Source organism: Actimicrobium sp. CCI2.3, from assembly GCF_035019065.1.
Classification (GTDB): Bacteria; Pseudomonadota; Gammaproteobacteria; order Burkholderiales; family Burkholderiaceae_D; genus Actimicrobium.
This window is the reverse complement of sequence record NZ_JASJWR010000035.1, coordinates 37,390-57,166: the sequence shown is the minus strand read 5'-3', so window position 1 is coordinate 57,166 and position 19,777 is coordinate 37,390. Positions and strand designations below refer to the sequence as shown.

Annotated in this window: 12 protein-coding genes and 5 pseudogenes; 12 read left to right on the top strand and 5 right to left on the bottom strand. The window is 58.5% G+C overall.

Features of this window, described 5'->3' with window-relative positions:
• Positions 1-72: 72 nt before the first annotated feature.
• Positions 73-531 (bottom strand): annotated as a pseudogene (locus tag QN370_RS17525) (IS66 family transposase); the annotation flags it as partial.
• A 67-nt stretch (positions 532-598) separates the two neighbouring features.
• Positions 599-1,544, bottom strand: a pseudogene (locus QN370_RS17520) (IS5 family transposase).
• A gap of 73 nt (positions 1,545-1,617) precedes the next feature.
• On the opposite strand from QN370_RS17520, the pseudogene QN370_RS17515 reads away from it, so the two are divergent.
• The 9 genes and pseudogenes from QN370_RS17515 to QN370_RS17475 form a co-directional block, all read left to right on the top strand.
• Positions 1,618-2,154, top strand: a pseudogene (locus QN370_RS17515) (IS30 family transposase); the annotation flags it as partial.
• A gap of 319 nt (positions 2,155-2,473) precedes the next feature.
• Entirely contained in the window at positions 2,474-6,982 is a 4,509-nt protein-coding gene (locus QN370_RS17510) for a PAS domain S-box protein (RefSeq protein WP_322129375.1), read from the top strand.
• Between the two features lie 60 nt (positions 6,983-7,042).
• Positions 7,043-7,864, top strand: a complete 822-nt coding sequence (locus QN370_RS17505) for a response regulator (protein WP_322129374.1) — start codon at positions 7,043-7,045, stop codon at positions 7,862-7,864.
• Between the two features lie 9 nt (positions 7,865-7,873).
• A complete protein-coding gene (locus QN370_RS17500; protein ID WP_322129373.1) occupies positions 7,874-11,230 on the top strand; it encodes an EAL domain-containing protein in 3,357 nt (1,118 codons plus the stop codon).
• Between the two features lie 270 nt (positions 11,231-11,500).
• Entirely contained in the window at positions 11,501-11,827 is a 327-nt protein-coding gene (locus QN370_RS17495) for a transposase (RefSeq protein WP_322129383.1), read from the top strand.
• Between the two features lie 146 nt (positions 11,828-11,973).
• The gene (locus QN370_RS17490; protein ID WP_322129372.1) at positions 11,974-12,189 is read left to right on the top strand and encodes a hypothetical protein; all 216 of its coding nucleotides are present in this window, start codon (positions 11,974-11,976) and stop codon (positions 12,187-12,189) included.
• A 209-nt stretch (positions 12,190-12,398) separates the two neighbouring features.
• Positions 12,399-12,812 carry an IS66-like element accessory protein TnpA gene (tnpA, locus tag QN370_RS17485; protein ID WP_322129371.1) on the top strand — a complete coding sequence of 138 codons (414 nt, stop codon included), beginning with the start codon at positions 12,399-12,401 and terminating at the stop codon, positions 12,810-12,812.
• A complete protein-coding gene (gene tnpB, locus QN370_RS17480) occupies positions 12,809-13,153 on the top strand; it encodes an IS66 family insertion sequence element accessory protein TnpB (RefSeq protein ID WP_322129370.1) in 345 nt (114 codons plus the stop codon). The genes tnpA and tnpB overlap by 4 nt, the downstream gene beginning before the upstream one ends.
• 46 nt (positions 13,154-13,199) lie before the next feature.
• Positions 13,200-13,865, top strand: a pseudogene (locus QN370_RS17475) (transposase); the annotation flags it as partial.
• 30 nt (positions 13,866-13,895) lie between these two features.
• Here QN370_RS17475 and QN370_RS17470 read toward each other — a convergent pair.
• A pseudogene (locus QN370_RS17470) lies at positions 13,896-14,237 on the bottom strand (integrase core domain-containing protein); the annotation flags it as partial.
• 19 nt (positions 14,238-14,256) lie between these two features.
• Between QN370_RS17470 and QN370_RS17465 the strand changes: the two are divergent.
• The 3 genes from QN370_RS17465 to QN370_RS17455 all read left to right on the top strand — a co-directional run bounded on the left by QN370_RS17465 (position 14,257) and on the right by QN370_RS17455 (position 15,687).
• Entirely contained in the window at positions 14,257-14,427 is a 171-nt protein-coding gene (locus QN370_RS17465) for a hypothetical protein (protein ID WP_322129369.1), read from the top strand.
• Complete coding sequence (locus tag QN370_RS17460; RefSeq protein ID WP_322129368.1) at positions 14,424-15,338, top strand: hypothetical protein; 915 nt, start codon at positions 14,424-14,426, stop codon at positions 15,336-15,338. The genes QN370_RS17465 and QN370_RS17460 overlap by 4 nt, the downstream gene beginning before the upstream one ends.
• Positions 15,339-15,477: 139 nt before the next feature.
• Entirely contained in the window at positions 15,478-15,687 is a 210-nt protein-coding gene (locus tag QN370_RS17455; RefSeq protein WP_322129382.1) for a site-specific integrase, read from the top strand.
• Between the two features lie 528 nt (positions 15,688-16,215).
• Here the strand turns inward: QN370_RS17455 and katG are convergent.
• Together katG and QN370_RS17445 are read right to left on the bottom strand one after the other, a co-directional pair.
• Complete coding sequence (gene katG / locus QN370_RS17450) at positions 16,216-18,537, bottom strand: catalase/peroxidase HPI (protein WP_040722800.1); 2,322 nt, start codon at positions 18,535-18,537, stop codon at positions 16,216-16,218.
• A 50-nt stretch (positions 18,538-18,587) separates the two neighbouring features.
• Positions 18,588-19,688: an NAD(P)-dependent alcohol dehydrogenase gene (locus QN370_RS17445; protein WP_009665149.1), complete on the bottom strand. Its 1,101-nt coding sequence runs from the start codon at positions 19,686-19,688 to the stop codon at positions 18,588-18,590.
• Between the last annotated feature and the right edge of the window lie 89 nt (positions 19,689-19,777).

Sequence of the window (19,777 nt, the reverse complement as noted above, 5' to 3'; positions counted from 1 at the left end):
TTGGCACCGCTTCGCGCTAAATCCTGCATTTACTACGAAGCAAAATTGGTCAAGACGTTGCTCGTGAGGCGCTTACGTCTCTTCGGCTGCAGCCAGAGCAGAGCTAGCCAAGTTCCACGAAAGCAGTTCGTCGATCCGATTCACCGGATGCTCGGCGATCTGTGAGAGCACGTTGCGCAGATACGCTTCAGGATCAAGGCCGTTCAGTTTGGCCGAGCCGATCAGGTTGTACATTGCTGTAGCCCGCTCACCGCCCGCGTCTAAGCCGACGAACATGAAATTTTTTCTGCCTAATGACACTGCGCGCAAGGAGCGCTCGACGGCATTGTTGTCGATTTCAACGCGACCGTCTCCGGCGAAGACGTTCAGCGCCCCCCACCGATTGAAGGCGTATTGAATCGCCCCGGCTAAAGCCACTTTCGCTGATAGCGTTGACAGCAAACTGGTCAACCAGCGGTGCATGTCATCAAGCAATGGTTGGGTCTGCGTCATGCGGATTTCTCGTCGCTTATCCGGTAGCTTTCCGCGAATCTACGCTTCGACGGGGCGTTGGTGCACTTCAAAGTTGAAGGCGACAGTCCCCCCAACCCCTAGCCGATTACGAGGCCATTTTTTGACTGCGAACGGAGTTTGGGCGAGCGACGGCCAGCATGCGGTTTAACACAGCAACCCCGATGATAGCCTCGATTTCTTGCGCCGCGAGCCCGCGTGAACGCAGCCGAGGACCAATCAAGCATTTATACCGGCCCATGGATGTTTCCGCCAAGGCGCGTTGACCATAACCGGTGGCGGTTTGCTAAGCCATCCGGCCCTCTGTATTGATCACTTCAATATGACGATCACGCTGACTTGGCGAACTTGATTCCGTAGTGGAAACAGCGGTTTTTCGTAACGGCATCACTACCTCAATATAGGAACCCCGTCGCGCGATCGCAAGCACCATCGGCGATGACTTTTGCTATTTCTTCTTCAATCTGCATCAGCAGCGGTTCCATCAGCGATGCATCGTCCGACTGCTGATCAGTGAGCACTTGGGCGATGATCATCCCACTGTTGGCATCGACCGCCAGATACAGCTTGCGCCACGTCCGGCGCGACTTCGCGCCATGCTTTGCTTCCCGCCATTGGCCTGCACCGAAGACTTCCAGGCCGATACTGTCGTTCAACACATGCAACGGTCCGTTTGCTGCCGGCGGGGATTTCATGACCGACAACCCGATCGATCGGCGACTAACAGTTGTGTGATCCGGGGCAGAGACCGTCAGATTCATCAACGTCAGTACCGACGCCATCAATCCTTCTGTTTGGCACAGCGCCATCTTGAAGGCGGCGCGCAGCATCAAGCACGTCTCAATGGCGATTCTCTGATAACGTGCCTACCCACCCGGTCCAACGCTTTGCCACTGGGCCAGTGCAGCCTCTTCAATCCATAAAGTCAGGCTACCACGCCGTCGCAGTCCCGCTTCATAGGTTGGCCCGTTCTGCACTTTAAACGTCATCTTCGGAATGTGATGGCGGCGGTCGGTGTTGTGCTTGTTTGGCATCAGGAGAGCTCTGCAAAAATCAACTCACATCGTAACATTTGCCCCTTCTCGGATTTGAAGTGCACCAACGCCGATGCAAAGCCTGCACATTCGCCCGCCGGAAGTGGCCAACCGGTTGATTCCCGGCCACTGGGAAGCCGATTTGATCAAGGGTGCCTTCAATCGCTCGGCGGTTGGGACGCTGGTAGAGCCCAGTACCCGTCAAGTGATACTGGCGCGCATGCCTAACGCCAGCGCTGCGTCGGCATTGGCGGGCTTTACGGAGGCCCTCAACAGAGTTGCCGCGCCGTTGCGCCAGACGATGACCTCTGATCAGGGCCGCGAGAGGAGCCGGCACTGCGAATTGACAGCTCACATCGGCGTTGCCGTCTACTTCTGTGATCCGCACAGCCCTTGGCAACGCGGCAGCAATGAAAATACCAACGGATTATTGCGCCAGTACATGCCCAAGGGCACCGACTTATCGCAACTGACGCAAGGCGATCTCGACGTCATTGCTTACTAGATGAATACTCGACCTCGCAAAGAGCTCGACTATCGATGCCCCCTCGAAGTCTATGACGAGATCATCGACAATATGAAACAGGCCGAATCGGCTACGATCCATTAGCGTGTTAAACTTAGTTACGAACTGCGCTCTATAAACACACCGAAAGTAGTTTTTTAAATACTATTTTACAATTTCACTTTGGAAATTATTCGGGCCACATGTCCACTGAATATTCCGTCAAAATGTTCACGGATAACTTGTGAGTTCGGTTTTTTCCGGTTTTGGAAGCGTTGAGGTCCATCAGTGGACCTCTGGAGCGGCCCATACGGCGACGCTATTTTTGAAATGATTCAAAAAACCTGGTCGAAAAATACACTTTCTCAGTAAAGCTTCAGTTTCGATGGCACCCATACAACCTGCTCTCCCCAAGGACGCTAACATGGCGACACTTTCCGATACCGAGGTGGTCCTAAACGGCAAGGAAGCGGCGGACTTTATCGTCACCCTGCTTCAGGCATCGACCGAATATTCGATCATCGGCAAAAACATGGAGGGCAAGATTCTGTTGTGGAACGAAGGCGCACGGCGCCTCTACGGCTACGAGGCTGAGGAGGTGGTTGGCAAAATGAATTCGTCTGTCCTGCATACGCCGGAGGACTTGTTAACCGACAAGCCGAAAGAAATCCTCGCAGCCGCTGTGGTCGCAGGAAAGTGGGAAGGCACCCTGCAGCGGCGGCGTAAGAACGGCAGCTATTTCCCAGCCCGTGTGGTGATCACGCCGCGCCGTAATTCGGCCGGCACTCCTATCGGCTATCTGTTGATTTCAAAAGATATTTCGGGAGAGATCAACCTGGATAAAGAACTCAATGTGACCCAGTTCTATTCCCGTTCGCTGATCGCGTCAAATATTGATGCCTTGATGACCACTGACCCGGTCGGCATCATCAGCGACGTCAACAAGCAAATGGAAGACCTGACCGGGCACAGCCGCGAGGACCTGATCGGCAAGCCCTTCAAGATTTACTTCACAGATTCGGCGCGCGCCGAAGAAGGCATAAAGTTGGTGCTGCGCGAGGGCAAGGTCACTAATTATGAATTGATTGCCCAAGCGAAGGACGGGCGTCAGACGGTGATGTCGTTTAACGCATCGACTTTCCATGATGGCCAGAATCGGTTGCTGGGTGTATTTGCCTCCGCGCGCGACATCACCGAACAAAAGGCGTTGGAAAGCCAGTTGCGCGACTCGCAGTCGTACAATCGGGGGCTGATCGAATCTTCTGTCGACGGCCTGATTACAGTCGCTGCAGATGGCATCATCAGCGACGTCAACGCCCGCATGTGCCAGATGGTAGCAACTTCACGTGAAGACCTAATTGGCACCTCGTTTGCCGATTACTTTGTTGACCCAAGGCGCGCCACTGCGGGCGTACAGAAGACCTTCGACGACGGTGCCGTCACCGACTACGTTCTGGCCATGACCACCGCGCATGCCGAACTGATTGACGTATCATTCAACGCCTCGGTGTTCCGCGACCCGGCAGGTGTGGTGCGCGGTATTTTCGCCTCCGCGCGCGACATCACAGAGAAGTCGCGACTGCAAAGCCAGCTAGGCGTCGAACGGACCTACAACCGGGGCCTGATCGAGGCATCGCTGGACGGCCTAATCACTGTCGATCCAATGCTCAATATTACCGACGTCAACGACACCATGTGTCGCATGTCGGGCTACGCGCGCGAGGAGCTGATCGGCTCGTCGTTCCCGCGCTATTTTAAGGACCATAAGCGCGCAGCCGAAGGCGTACGCCTGACGCTCGACACCGGTTCTGTGACCAACTACGAGCTCACCTTGGGCTCCCGCGATCAGCGGGAACGTTTGGTGTCGTTCAATGCCGCCATTTTCCGTGACCCGGGCGGCGCCGTACGTGGCATTTTCGCGTCCGCCCGCGACATCACCGAACAGGCGCTCGTGCAAAACCAACTGATTGAGGAACGAGCCTACAATCGCGGCTTGATCGAGGCCTCGGTCGACGGTCTGATCACGGTCGATGAGGCGATGCTGATTATGGACGTCAATGAGACCATGTGCCGTATGGTCGGGCGTGGACGCTCGCAATTGATCGGATCTTTGTTCCCGACCTTTTTTTTAGAACGCGAACTAGCCGCTCAAGGCGTGCAGCGGACGTTCCTGGAAGGCTCGGTTACCAACTATGTGCTGACCTTGCAGGCGGCCGAAGAAGTTTGCCTACCGGTCTCGTTCAACGCCGCCGTGTTCCGCGACACTAGCGGCGCGGTGCGCGGCATTTTCGCCTCAGCCCGCGACATTACCGCGCAGCAGCAACTCGAAGCGCAGTTGCAGATGTCGCAGTTCTACACCCGTTCGCTGATCGAATCGAACATCGATGCCCTGATGACGACCGACGCGATGGGCATCATCAGAGACGTCAACCAAGAAATGGAGGCGTTGACCGGTGCCACGCGCGGGCAACTGATTGGCACGCCGTTCAAGAATTACTTCACAGACCCCCAGCGGGCTGAACAGGGCATCAAGCTGGTGCTGCAGGAAAGCAAGGTCAGCAACTACGAGCTGACCGCGCATGCCGTCGACGGTCGCAAAACCGTTGTCTCGTACAACGCATCGATCTTCCATGACAGCCACGGTAAATTGCAAGGCGTGTTTGCCAGCGCGCGCGACATCACCGAGCAAAAGAAACTCGAACAACAGTTGCGTGAACAGCAAACTTACCTGCGCGGCCTAATCGAAGCCTCGGTCGACGGCTTGATCACTGTCGATCCGTCCGGCACGGTCACCGACGTCAATGCGCGCATGTGCCAGATGACCGGCTACACCAAGGCCGAACTGCTCGGCTCGCCGTTCACCGATTACTTTACTGAACCGGAACGGGCCCGCGCGGTGACCGTTGAAACGTTCGAAAAAGGCGTCGTCACCGAATATGCGCTTACCCTGGTGTCGCGCACGCGGCGTCTGCTGCACGTCTCGTTCAACGCTTCGGTATACACCAATGCGGATGACACGGTGCAGGGCATCTTCGCTTCCGCGCGCGACATAACCGACCGGGTCCGGCTGGAAGAGCAGTTCCGCGAACAGCAAACCTACTTGCGCGGCCTCATCGAAGCCTCGATCGAAGGCCTGGTCACGGTTGATCCACAAGGTTTTATCACCGACGTAAACGACCAGATGTGCCGCATGACAGCTTATTCGCGGGGGGAATTGATCGGCTCGCTATTCAAGCAGTATTTCACAGAGCCGGCCCGGGCCGACATCGGCGTCATGCGTACTTTCGCCGAAGGGGTGGTCACCAACTACGAACTAGTGCTCAAGACCAAAAACTTGCGTAAAGCGACAGTGTCGTTCAATGCCTCAGTCTACCGGGGCTTGGAAGGGCAGATCGAGGGGATCTTCGCGTCGGCGCGCGACATCTCGGAGCAAGCCAGGTTGCAGAGTCAGTTGACCGAGCAGCAAGCCTACAACCGCTCGCTGATCGAAGCGTCGGCCGATGCCCAATTCGCCATCTCGCCGGACGGCATCATTACCGACGTTAACGCCGAGGCGATCCGCCTTACCGGCTTTTCGCGCAAGCACCTGATTAATTCGCCATTTCCCAAGTACTTCACCGATGCGGGTCTCGCTACCGGCGGTGTGCAGAAAACGTTGGCTGAAGCGCGCGTGTTTGGTTATGAACTGGAACTGATTACCCGCCATGCGCGGCGCATCACGGTCAGCTTCAATGCCGGCGTGTTCGGCGATGCGCAAGGTGCGACGATCGGCATCCTGGCCGCAGCGCGCGATATTTCCGGGCAAAAGGTAATGGAGCAGCAATTGCGCGATCAGCAGTTCTACACCCGTTCACTGATCGAATCGAACATCGACGCCTTGATGACCACCGATTCGCTCGGCGTCATCAGCGACGTCAACCAGCAGATGGAGGCGCTCACTGGCTACCCGTCGGCGGAGCTTATCGGTACCCCGTTCAAGGACTATTTCACCGATCCCGAGCGGGCCTTGCAGGGCATCAAGCGGGCGTTGCAAGAAGGCAAGGTCACAGACTATGAACTGACCGCGCTCGGGCGCACCGGGATGGAAACCGTGGTGTCTTACAACGCTTCGACCTTCCATGATCGCGACGGCAAGCTGCAGGGGGTGTTTGCTTCGGCGCGCGACGTCACGGAACGCAAGCGTTTCGAGCAAACGCTGCAGACAAAAAACATCGAGATGGAAAACGCCAATCTGGCCAAGGACCGTTTCCTAGCCAGCATGTCGCACGAATTGCGTACGCCGCTCAATGCGATCATTGGCTTTACCGGCACCTTGTTGATGAAGCTGCCGGGGCCTTTGACTGCGGGCCAGGATAAGCAACTGAAAATCATCCAGAGCAGCGGGCGTCACCTGCTGTCGCTTATCAACGACCTGCTCGATGTGGCCAAGATCGAGGCCGGCAATGTTGAACTCGAATTGTTGCCGGTCGTGTGCCAGGAAGTCATTAAAGAAGTCATCGACACGCTGTTGACCCTAGCAGAGCAAAAAGGACTGTCCTTGAGTGCCGAGACGCCGATCGCGCCGATCACGCTGCGCACCGATCGCCGCGCGCTAAACCAAATTTTGCTCAACTTTGTCAATAACGCGATCAAGTTCACAGATTCCGGAAGTATCGTACTGTCGCTGTCGGAACTCCGTGTGAATGACGACGACGACGGCCACACACTGACTCATTTCAGTGTCACCGATTCGGGCGTCGGTATCCGCCCGGAAGACCAGGCCAAATTATTCCAGGCGTTCACCCAGCTCGACACCGGGTCGACCCGCCGCTACGAAGGCACCGGGCTTGGCCTATATCTGAGCCAGAAGCTGGCTTCGCTGGTCGGCGGCAACCTGTCGTTCCATAGCGAATATGGCCACGGCAGCACGTTTGTGCTGGAATTAAAGTCCTGAGCGATTCAAATTGCACTGTTCGTTACGCTGTTCGTCACTTTTTATAAAAGGGACATTTATATGTCAGCCCGTATCTTAATCATCGAAGACAACCCGGCCAACATGGAGCTGATGACTTACCTGCTCCAAGCGTTCGGCCACACCGTTTTATCTGCCTACAACGGCGAGGAGGGCGTTGAAACGGCGCGCCGTGAATTGCCCGACCTGATCATTTGCGACGTCCACTTGCCCAAGATGGACGGTTACGACGTGTTGGAACAACTGAAACGCAGGTCTGGCGAGGCGCTGCTCAGCATCCCGGTCATCGCTGTCACCGCGCTGGCGATGGTAGGCGACCGCCAGAAACTATTGGCGGCCGGCTTTGACGGCTATCTCGGCAAACCAATCGAACCGGAACTGTTTGTCAGCCAAGTCGAGCAATATATCGACCACGACCTGCATTCGACCATTTCGATCGTCGCACCGAACGCCACCGTGGAGGATAGCAGCGCACCGCACCCGGTTCGCAACGGGTGCATCTTGGTGGTCGACGACCTGCCGGCCAACCGTGAATTCATCCGCTGTGCGCTGGAGCCGTGCGGCTTTCAGGTGGTGTTGGCAAGCAGCGCGAAAGATGGCTTGGTACACGCCTACGCGTCGGAGATCGATCTGATCCTGTGCGACTTGCGCATGCCCGATGAGGACGGCCTAGTTTTCATCGCGCAAGTGAAGGCGGACCCTGTCCTGCAAGCGGTACCGTTCGTGTTCATCAGCGCCGCATTGGGTGAACACATTATCCAGCAATGCCTGCAACTCGGCGCTGTGCACTTCATCCAGCATCCGATCGAGGCCCACATGCTGATCCGGGAAATCGAAGACTGCCTGCGCGTTGCGCGCCAGTAGGCCCGCACCATGAAAACCATTCTGATCGTCGATGACCGCATCATCAACCTCGAGTTCCTCGCCACGCTGCTGGACTACGGTGGCTACCGGGTGCAGCGTGCCGTGCATGGCGCCCAGGCTCTCAAGATGGCGCTGCTCCAACCGCCGGACCTGGTGATCTCGGACATCCTGATGCCGGTTATGGATGGCATCGAATTGGTCAACCGGCTGCATGCCAATCCGGTCACGGCGCAGATTCCGGTGATTTTTTACACTGCGACCTACAGCGTTGGTCAGGCCGAGGCAATGGCCCAGACCTTCGGCGTGACGGCAGTACTGACTAAGCCGGCCGAACCGCAAAAAATCCTCGAAACCGTAGCGCTGGCGCTAGGCAATGTCTTTGTCCTGCCGTCCGAGACCGATCCATCGGACACGCACGACCTAACGATTATGCCGGAACTGACCGGCCTGCAACAGCGCCTGCAGCAGGCGCTGTCCGCGGACATTGATGTCGACGCCACCCCAGACATGCCGAGTCACCCGATGTATGCGTTGGCAAACGTCCAGACCCTCAGTCTGCGTCTGGCGGCACTGCTTGAGCTGAGCATGACCTTGTCGACCGAGCGTGATTCGCAGTGCCTGCTCGAACGCTTTTGCCGGACCGCACAAAACATCATGGGTACCACCCGCAGTGCGGTCTGTATGCACGGTAGGGGCCAGCCCCGGCGTAGTGCTAACTGCGACATGGCGGGTGGCGATATCGATCAGATTTTCGAAGCGCTCGACGCCTATACCGCGGACGCCGGCGTGATGCGCGAGCGCCTGGCCGGCGGCTGCATGCTCGACCTTGGCGGCGTCGCAGCCGAGGTGCGCCACCTGCCGTGGTATCACCCGTTGCGCCACAGCTTTCTAATGGTGCCGATCATGCAGGGTGCCGAACAGCAAGGCTGGCTATACCTGTCCGGCAAGACCGGCGCCATCGACTTCAGCGACGAAGACAAGGAATTTGGCACCATCTTGGCGGCTCAGCTGGCGCCGCTGTATGAGAACCTGAACCTATATGAAGCGGTCCAGCAGCATGTCGGCCTGCTCGAAAGAGAGGTCGTCGAGCGCAAACTGGTCGCCGACAAGCTCAAGTTGAGCGAGGCCGGCCTGCGCCGCGCCCAGATCCTGACCAAATCGGCCCACATTGTCAGTGCTAACGATGGCCGGTTCGAGAGCTGGTCGAAGACCCTGCCCCAGCTGATCGGCGTGGCCGAGCACGCGATGCCGACCACAATCGAGGCCTGGCTGGCGCTCGTCGAGATCGCCGACCGCGCCAAATTTCTGGCCTGCTACCGCACCGCCGGCATCAGCACCACGCGGATGCAGGTTGGCTACCGGGTGCGTCATAGCGATGGGACAACTATCGAATTACACCAGGTGCTCGAACCGTTTCCGGAGTGCGCTGACGCAATTGGCAAGCGCCTGTTCCATACGCTACAGGACGTGACCTTGCAAAAGGATCAGGAGCGCCGGGTAGCCCGCTTGAACCGGGTTGCCGTGATTCTGTCCGGGATCAACTCGGCGATTGTGCGGATTCACGATCGCAACGCGCTGTTTCAGGAAGCGTGCCGGGTCGCCGTCAACCAGGGGGCCTTCGGCATGGCTTGGGTCGGAATCATTGATCCGACCACGCAAAAGGGCAAGGTTGTGGCCAGCTTTGGCGGCAAGGACGAGCATGCCGCGCCATTCAGTGCGCGCGCCAACACCGTCGACAGCGACTTGCCATGGAGCGTGGCGGTGCGCGAGCTGCGCCCCGTCTTCTGCAATGACATCGATACCCTGTTGCCGACAACGGGCGCGATGCAAAAACACGGCTACCGCTCGCTGGCGGCGATTCCCCTGATGCTGGACCAACAGGCGGTTGCCGTGTTCACCCTGCTGTCGGACGAGGTCGGAAATTTCAACGAGCAAGAACAAAAACTGCTCAACGAAATGGCCGGAGACCTTTCGTTCGGACTGCGCTTCATCGATAAGGAAGAAAAGCTCAGCTACCTGGCTTGCTACGATGTGTTGACTGGCCTGCCGAACCGCATGCTGTTTCACGACCGCCTTACCCAGTTTCTGCAAGGAGTCAGGCACGACAATTCAATAACGCCGTGCACCTGCGTGATCCTGCTCGACCTCGACCATTTTTCCCAGCTGAACGACGTGCTGGGGCGTCACGCGGGCGACGCAGTCTTGTTGCAAGTGGCCGAGCGCATTAGCGCTACCCTGACCGAACCGTACAGTCTGGCCCGTATTAGCGGCGACATCTTCGCTATCGCGGTGCCGAATCTGCAGGTCTCGACTGACCTGACCAGCATCCTCGAGCAGCAGATCTTCAGTGCCTTCAACAGCGCCTTTACCGTCGACCTGCAGGAAGTACGTATGACGGCGCGCGCCGGCCTGGCCTTGTACCCGGACGACGGGCGTGATGCGGAAACGCTGTTCAAACATGCCGAGATCGCCCTCAAGAAAGCAAAGTCACTTGATGAGCGCTATCTGTATTACGCGCCGCAGATGAACGCCGCCCTTGCGGCCAGATTGAAGCTCAGGAGTGAACTGCAGGAGGCGCTTGATCTGGGCCAGTTCGTGGTGTTCTATCAACCGCGCGTCGACTTGCAGAGTGGGTGTATCGTCAGCGCCGAAGCGTTGATCCGCTGGCAGCATCCGCAGAGTGGCACGGTGCCACCCGACCATTTCATCCCGCTGGCCGAAGAGACCGGTCTGATAGTGCCGATCGGAGCGTGGGTGATCGACACTGTGTGCGCGCAGCAGAGCGCCTGGCTGGCGCAGCAGGTGGTCATCGTGCCGGTCGCGGTGAATTTGTCGGCCGCCCAGTTCAAGAAAGGGCAGGTGCTGCACACCATCCGCGACAGCATCGCGCGGCACGGACTCGCGTCAAAGTACATTGAATTCGAATTGACTGAATCGATCGTGATGAGCGATCCGGAAGTAGCCGCCCGCGATTTACAGGCCTTAAAGCAACTCCATGTCAAACTGGCGCTCGACGATTTCGGCACCGGTTATTCCTCGTTGGCCTACTTGAAGCGCTTCCCGTTCGATTTCTTGAAAATCGACCGCGCTTTTATCACCGACATCACCAAAAGCTCCAAGGACGCGATGATTGCTATTGCGGTGATTGCGATGGGACACAGCCTGGGCCTGCGGGTGGTTGCAGAAGGCGTCGAGACCGAGGAACAACTGGATTGTTTGCGGCGCCACGGCTGCGACGAAATCCAGGGCTATTATTTCAGTCGGCCTGTGCCCGCCGCCGATTTCGAAGCGATGCTGCGCGAGGACAAGCGCCTGCCGCCGTCCAGCGTGTCGGCCGAACCCGGGGCGGCTACGCAGCCACCTTAAATAATCAAAGCCGGATGTGCCACGCCTTCGGGCGTTGGTGCAGTTCAAATCCGGAAAGTGGCAAATGTTACGGAGCGAGTCAATATTCGCTGGGTCATTCCGATACCAAACAAGCACAACACCCACCGCCGCTATCGTCTTCCGAAGATGAGGTTCAAGGTGCAGAATTGGCCGGCACACGAAGCGGGACGGCGGCGGCGTGGCAGCCTGACTTTGGGGGTTGAAGATACTGTACTGGCCCAGTGGCAAAGCGTTGGACCGGGTGGGTAGATACGTTACCAGGGCATCGCCATTGAAACGTGCCTGATGCTGCGCATAGCGTTCAAAATGGTGCGGCGCCAAACAGATGGCTTGATGGCGACGGTACTGACGTTGATGAATCTGACGGTCTTTGCCTCGGATCACACGACGGTTAGTCACCGATCGGTCGGGTTGCCGATCATGAAATCAGCGCCGGCACCAAACGGACCGCTGCATGTGTTGATCGACAGCACTGCCTTGGAAGTCTTCGGTGCCGGTCAATGGCTGGAAGCAAAACATGGCGCGAAGTCCCGCCGGACATGGCGTAAGTGGCATTTGACGGTCGATGGCTGTTGATGCCGACCTAAAATTGCCCCCCTTTCTCCCAAATATAAATGTCGCATTTTCTTGCTGGAATGCCATTTCTGGGTAATGCGCCCATGCTGTCTCTTCCTTGCTTACGGGAGTGTCAACTAGTTCTGTGAGCGCTAGGAGACTTGCGGGTGTTTACCGCAAACGCAGGCTTCGAGGTCATGGGCGTCTGGAAGGAAACGGTCTCGAATGCCAAGGATAATCACGTTGAGCGCAAGAAGGACATGGCACTGAACCAGGCGCGCGATGTCGACATGGTATTGGTCACCGAGCTGATCCGCTGGGGCCACTCGACAATCGATCTGTTTCGCACGCCGGGCGAACTCCAGGCGTGGAGATTTCGCTGATTGCCCAGCCGGGCCTGCAATTCGATCTGGGCACTCCGGAGGACAAATTTATTGCCTCGCTCATGTCCGTCCTAGCCGAGTCATGACTGCGGCATACAGTTGCGGCAAAGAGACCCGCTTAGCCCTTAGGTAAGCCTCCATCCACGGCATCTTCCACCTGATCGCACAACGCGGCATGCCCGCGTATTTCTGATCAGACGAATATGAGCATGGACAATCACGAGCAATCGATCGTTGCAATTTCTCCGAACTCTGGCAGACGACGCAGTTTTACCGGCCTCTTCAAGCGAGAGTTGGTTGAGCAAACATTACGGCCTGATGTGTCCGTCGCCGGTGTTGCGCTTGCCAATAGACTCAACACTAATTTGTTAGCTGGCTGGCGCCGCGACTATCTCATGGCTCAAGTTGCCACGACCACGCCGACGCTAATTACAGTGCATGTCGTTGAGAGCCCGCCGGCCCCATTACCGGCTCGAACACGGCCAACTATCGCACCTCGTGACGCCGGGATAGAACTTCGACGTGGCGACACGACCGTCTTTATTCGTGGCGCATCGGACCAAGCCGTCGTCGGCGCGCTCTTGCGCGAGTTATTGCAGGGCGACTTCGGATCGTCGCGGTGATCGGCCTTCCTGCCAGCACGCGCGTCTGGCTGGTCGCTGGCGTCACCGACATGCGACGTGGCTTCGATGGACTGGCGGCCGTTGCGCAGGCCGCCTTGGACGTCAATCCCTTCGGTGGTCATGTCTTCGTCTTCCGGGGCAAGCGTGGTGATCTCGTCAAGGTTCTTTGGTGGGACGGTCATGGTTTGTGCCTGTTCTGCAAGCGGCTGGAACGGGGCCGTTTCGTCTGGCCACAGGCCACTGCTGGTGGCATTCACCTGAGCTCGGCGCAGCTATCGATGCTGCTCGAAGGTATTGACTGGCGGCACACCGTGCGTACGGCACCAACCTGCGCTGCTTGAGCAAGTCACGCTCGTACACATTCGTCAACTTCCGTAAACTACGGACATGGACGTTTTCACCGCAACCCTGCCCGACGACCCCGCAGCCCTGAAGGCGCTAATACTCAGCTTAGGTGCACAGATCAAGTCGCTGGAATCGGCATTGAGTACCCGCCAACTGATCATCGAGACGCTGCAAATTCAATTGGCAGCACTGCGCCGCCAGAAGTTTGGCCGCAAATCCGAGAAACTTGACGAACAGATCGCGCAGCTGGAATTGAAGCTCGAGGAATTCCAGGACGATGAAGCCGAAGATCCGGCACCGGCAACCGAAGCGGTCAAGACCGCACGGGCCTCGCGCGTTCGCAAACCCTTGCCGGACCATCTGCCGCGCGAGACCATTACTTATCCCGCGCCAGCCTGTGACTGCCCGACCTGTGGCGGTGCACTGCAAGCGATCGGCGAAGACGTCGCCGAGCAGCTCGAATTCATTCCGGCGAGCTTCCGCGTCATTCGGCATGTAAGACCGAAACTGAGCTGCACACGGTGCGAAACGCTCGTACAAGCACCGGAACCATCCCGTCCGATCGCCCGTGGCATCGCCGGTCCAGGGTTACTGGCACATGTTCTGGTCGCCAAGTACGGCGACCATTTGCCGCTTTACCGGCAAAGTCAGATCTACGCACGCGAAGGCGTGGAGCTTGAGCGCTCGACGCTGGCCGAATGGGTTGGCGGTAACTGTCAACCTACCTGTCGCGTCACTTCAAACAATTTCCTTAATAATTTCTGGGTGGTTGCGCTCCGGATTGAGCCAGACCTCATCCTTCAACACCCAGTTTCTGGTGGCACCTGACCAGCGCTCAGGGGTGCGCATTTTTGCGGCAGCATAGACCTCGTCACGTTGCTTCAGGATGGCCGATGCCTTGCCGTCATGACGCTCTGCCGGCGTGATGAATTTCAGTCCGTTGTGCTTGTGCTGATGGTTGTACCAGCGCACAAACTGCGTCGTCCAGTGACGGGCATCCTCGACCGTGGCGAACGGTTTGCACGGATAGCCAGGTCGGTATTTGCAGGTCCGGAACAACGATTCGGCATACGGGTTGTCATAGCAGTGCCGCTACGCGATGCAATCGATCGACGCGGTACGTGGCGAAACACGCGTCTGGAAAGAGCGCTGCGCCGAGCTGACCGCACAGCTAGCGCGCTCCCAACAATTACTGGAAGTGTTCCGGCAAGCGGCGTATGCCCGCGGCGCGGCGATTCCGGCGTTGATGCAGCAGGATTCACCTTCATGACGACCGCCCGAATCCTGCCTTCAACCGTTGTGATGACGGCGCGGCCGGCCAACGCCATGCTACCGAACCTGCCCGCTGATCACATTCTCGGCCCGGTGCAGGATGACTGGGAGGCGGCCGAGGTCTGGTTGCGCGCCGTGCGCGCCAAAAGTCGCAATGCCAATGCGGCAGCCAATACCGAAGCGACCTATCGTCATCACCTGGCCAAGTTGCGCTGGTACGTCGAGCAGGTTCGTGGCGTGACCCCATCGTGCTGGTCGATGCAGGAAGTGGATCACTTCACTGCGTTTCTGGCGCAGGTGCCGGAGAACGCGATCGGTGGGCGGGGTCATGCACCCGATGAGGCGGGATGGCGACCGTTCCGCTGTCAACCATCGATGGGGAGCGAGGCTGACCTGCGTCGCTTCGTGCACGCGTTGTTCACTGCCTGGCATAAGATGGGGTATCTGCGGCACAACCCGATGGCACTACACGACGCGGGCGTGGTGCGCTCCGTCAATGTATCCCGTGCACTGCGTCCGGAACTGGTGGAGATCGTGATTGACCAGCTGACCCAGGAGCCCACCGAAAACTTTACGCAGCGGCAAAGTGCGGTACGCGTTACGTTTATTTTACCGGCACTGCGCGGACTCGGACTGCGCGCCTCGGAATTGATTCAGGCGCGCATGGACGCGTTCTATCCGTTGTCGGTACCCGCGACCGGCAAGACGGGTTGGGTGTTTCACGTCACCGCTGCCACGGGCAAAGGCGGCAAGGCGCGTCGCATCCCGGTCCCGCAAGACGTGTGGTCGGCCCTCACCCGCTACCGCCCAGGCGTTCGGCTTGCCGGCGACGCCGGCAGCGGACGAGTCAGGCAGAGTAATTTTATCGACGCGCACGCACGGGGTTGCCCTCGGCGTGAATCTGATTAACGAGACCAGCACGCGGCGCTACTTCGGCGCCTAGCGTGAAGTGACGACGCGCCAAGGACTCTACAAGATTGTGACCGACCGCTTCGAACAAGCGGCGGCACGGTTGCAGTAAGCGGGCAGGGCGGCGGACGCGCAGCACCTGCGCGAGGGGTCCCCGCACTGGCTGCGGCACACATTTGCCAAAGCCGCGCTGCTCACGGGTCAGAGCATGCGCGATGTCGCCGGCGCGTTAGGTCACGCCGACCTGGCCACGACGATGATTTATACCGAACAGGAAGCGCGCGACCTGATCGATGCGTGGGAGCGGGTGCGGCCGGGCAGTGTGGCGACCGACGGGCAGGTGTTGTAGCTCGTATTTGGAGAACTAAGCCGGAACCGTCGATTTTTCTGGCTAGTGCTCAGAGCGAGTACTAGCGTGATTTGACGCTAAAAAGCGTTTCTCGAAAATGGCAGCGGTTGCGTTAAATCGACGCTAAAGCACTAGTAAAACTTGTGCAGAAACTAATGGTGGATCGGTTAAATCACCGATAACTGTAGCGGCCCGATAACATAAACGCCTCGACCTGATTACATCCGCTTTTCGGGACCAGATTAACTGAAAATATTGGGGCGCTCCGGCTGCCGCTACCTCTGCGCCGGTTCGGGTGGGTCAGTGAAAATCGGTCGGGTGGTTCAAAAACTCGTCGGTACCAACACCGATGTCACCAGAACCATTGCACCACCCGCCGAAAGCCAATTGATTTTGTTCGATTTTTAACCGGACACTACTGTGAAAAAGGAGAGCGTCAAAAATCAATCGTTCAATAAACTTATCCACAGCTAATCATTCAAAATGTAGCGATCGTGCTTGGGTCAATATTCGATGGGCGCCAACGTGCTAAGAAGCCATCGGCGCCGTGCGCCGATGTCCCTTGACGTCATAGCGGTCCAGCATCATCACCTTGTCCCATACCATGATGAAGTCCTTCACGAAACGTGGGTGCCCATCGCTGGAGGCGTAGACATCGCTGATTGAACGCAACTGCGCGTTGGACCCGAAGACCAAATCGTTTCTTGACGCCCTGAACCTCGGGGCACCCGAGGCGCGATCCTTGAGCACGAAGCTCAAGCCATCCGTATCGGCTTTTTCCCAGATCAAATCGGTATCGGTGAGGTGGACGAAGAAGTCATTCGTCAACATACCCACCCTCTTCGTGAAGATGCCGAGATCCGAGCCATCGTGGTTTGCATTGAGCACACGCAACCCTCCCGTGAGCACCGTCCATTCCGGGGCCGACAGCTTCATCAGGTTGGCTTTGTCGAGAAAGAACTCTTCCGGAGCGACACCCTGCGAGATCTGCCCGAAGCGCTCGTCGGTGTAGTTGCGAAAGCCGTCCACGACGGGCTTCAACCACTCGAACATCTCCACGTCCGTGAGTTGCTGCGTGGTGTCGACCCGGCCCGGCGTGAACGGAACAGTCGCCTCGATGCCCGACTCACGCGCCGCACGTTCGACGGCCGCGCAGCCGCCCAGAACGATCAAGTCCGCCAGCGAAATCTTCTTGCCAGCGCCCAGAGCGCCGTTGAAGTCAGCCATTATGCCGCGCAATTTCTCGACGACCGGAGCCGCCCGGCGGTTAACCACCCAGTCCTTCTGCGGCGCCAGCGCCAATCGTCCGCCGTTCGCACCGCCGCGCTTGTCGCTGTCGCGGTACGTCGCGGCCGCAGAGAAAGCGGTGAAGACGAGATCGGACACCGACACATCTGTGGCCAGGACGGCCTGCTTCAACCCAACGATGTCCGCCTCGCAGACCAGCTCGTGCCTGCGTTCAGGCAGGGGGTCCTGCCACAGGAGGCCGTCCTCGATCCTCACCTCCGGGCCGAGGTACCGATGCCGGGGCCCCATGTCGCGGTGGGTCAACTTGTACCAGGCCTTCGAGAACGCCTGGGTGAAGGCGTCGAAGTCCGCCAAGAACTTCTCGCAGACCTTGCGGAACTCCGGATCGACCTTGAGCGCGATGTCGCTGGTCATCATCATTAGATCGTTCATCTGGCCTTCGACGTGAGCATCAGGTGTCTTTGGCGCATTTGGATCCGTCGGCGTCCACTGCAGCGCGCCGGCTGGGCTCTTGATCTGCTTCCATTCGAACTTGAACAGATTCTCGAGATAACTGTTGTCCCATTGCGTGGGGTTGGGCGTCCAGCTTCCTTCGATCCCATTCGTCATCGTGTACTGCGCAAAGCCCGGGCCGTTCGGATTGGCCCACCCCAGACCCATGGCCTCCATGGGCGCGATCTCGGGAGGCGGACCCACATCCTTTGGCGAGACCATGCCGTGGCTCTTACCGAATGCGTGGCCTCCTGCGATAAGCGCGACGGTCTCTTCGTCGTTCATCGCCATTCGGGTGAATGAGATGCGGATATCGCGAGCCGACCCCATGGGATCGCCATTGGCATACGGCCCTTCCGGATTCACGTAGATCAATGCCTGATGCGTTGCCGCCAGCGGATTTTCGAGGTCGTAGTCGGCGTCGCCGTTGTTGCCTCGCCAGCGCTTGTCTCGCGTGACCATACTGTCGAAGCCATTAACATTCTTCGGGTCCCAGATTTCGGGGCCCCAATACGTCGCGTTGTCGGCCTCCCAGGCGTCGAGTCGCCCGCCACCGAAGCCGTAGGTCGGGAACCCCATGATCTCCAGCGCGCAGTTGCCGGTCAGGACCATGAGGTCGCCCCAGGACAATCCATTGCCGTATTTGTGCTTGATCGGCTGGAGAAGACGACGCGACTTGTCGGTGTTCCCGTTGTCCCACCAACTGCTGATGGGGGCGAAGCGCTGCATGGCTGTCCCGGCACCGCCGCGGCCATCGGCAATCCGGTAGGTGCCTGCCGCGTGCCATGCCATGCGAACCATTTGCGGACCGTAGTTGTGATAGTCGGACGGCCACCAGTCGACCGAGGTGGTCAGGAACTGCTTGATGTCGCCCTTCAGCGCTTCGAAGTCGAGCTTCGCGAACTCAGCGGCGTAGTCGAAATCCGGACCTAGCGGATCCGCCGCAAGACCGTTCTGATGCAGGAGCTCAACACGCAGACGGTCCGGATACCAGTTTTCGAGGGTAGGAGGCGTTCCAAATGCGCCGCCCACCCGGTCTCCGCCGAACGGGCACCTGCCCTCCATGCGGTGCGCGGCCGTGTTGGTCTTGTCAAGGCTGGATGTGTTCATCAATGGATCTTTCGAGATGGATCAAACTTTTAATTGGTAAATGCATGGGCTCAGGTAGGCACCGATTCCTCAGCCAGGGACGCCATATCGATGACGTAGCGGAAGCGAACTTCACCTTGTTCGATGCTTGTGTAGGCCTCGTTCAGGTCCTGGATGCGCAGCATTTCGATGTCCGGGCCTATGCCATAACGGGCGCAGAAGTCGATCACCTCCTGGGTCTCGGCGATGCTTCCAATCAGCGACCCCGAGATGCTTCGACGGTGAAAGGCGACTTGTTGGTTGTTCACAGGCGCCATGACCTCCAGCGCACCGACCACCACCAGCGTGCAGTCGCGCTTCAACAAAGGCAGGTAGGGGTTCAGGTCGTGCCGCTGCGGAACCGTGGACAACATGAAGTCGAAGCTCGACGTATGGGCCTCCAAGGCCTTTGCCTCACTTTCCAGCACGGCGTCGGCGCCGAGTTTGCGCGCTTCCGCAAGCTTGGAGTCGGTGCTGGTGAACACGACAACCTGCGCGCCCATGGCCAGTGCCAACTTGGTAGCCATGTCGCCCAGGCCGCCGAACCCGATGATGCCGACCTTCTGCCCCGCCTGGACCCCCCAGTGCTTCATGGGTGAGTAGGTGGTGACGCCCGCGCACAGGATGGGCGCGGCGACCTCGGGCTTCAGCGCCGGAGGAATCCTGATCAGAAAGTCGTCCCTCACCACCAGCACGTCGGAGTAACCGCCGTAGGTGTTATCGCGTCCGTAGGCGTTGTTGCCGCCAGGCGCTAACTTGGCGGGCACCATGGGCCCATTGTAGGTGGCCAGCCAGCTATTCGGACCTTCGCAGTAGTTCTGCAGGCCGAGCTTGCACGGCTTGCATTGACGGCAGCTGTCGATCATGCAGCCCACGCCGACCATGTCGCCAACGGCGTGTGTCGTCACGCCAGCGCCGATCTTCGTCACACGGCCAACCACCTCGTGGCCCGGCACGCAAGGATATACGGTGTTCGACCACTCGTTCTTTGCTTGGTGGATGTCAGAGTGGCAGACGCCGCAGAACAGTACCTGAATCTGCACGTCGCGCTCGCCCGGCTCGTCCCGTTCGAAGGCGAAGGCACGCAGGGGACTGTGCGGGTCATGGGCGGCATAGCCGCGGACGGAAATCATAGGAGTTCCTTTCAAGTAATGTGATGCGCGCACGTTAATACGTTGGGAGCCGAAGGCCCGCGTCCGTGAGCCGAACGGCCTGGGCTGCA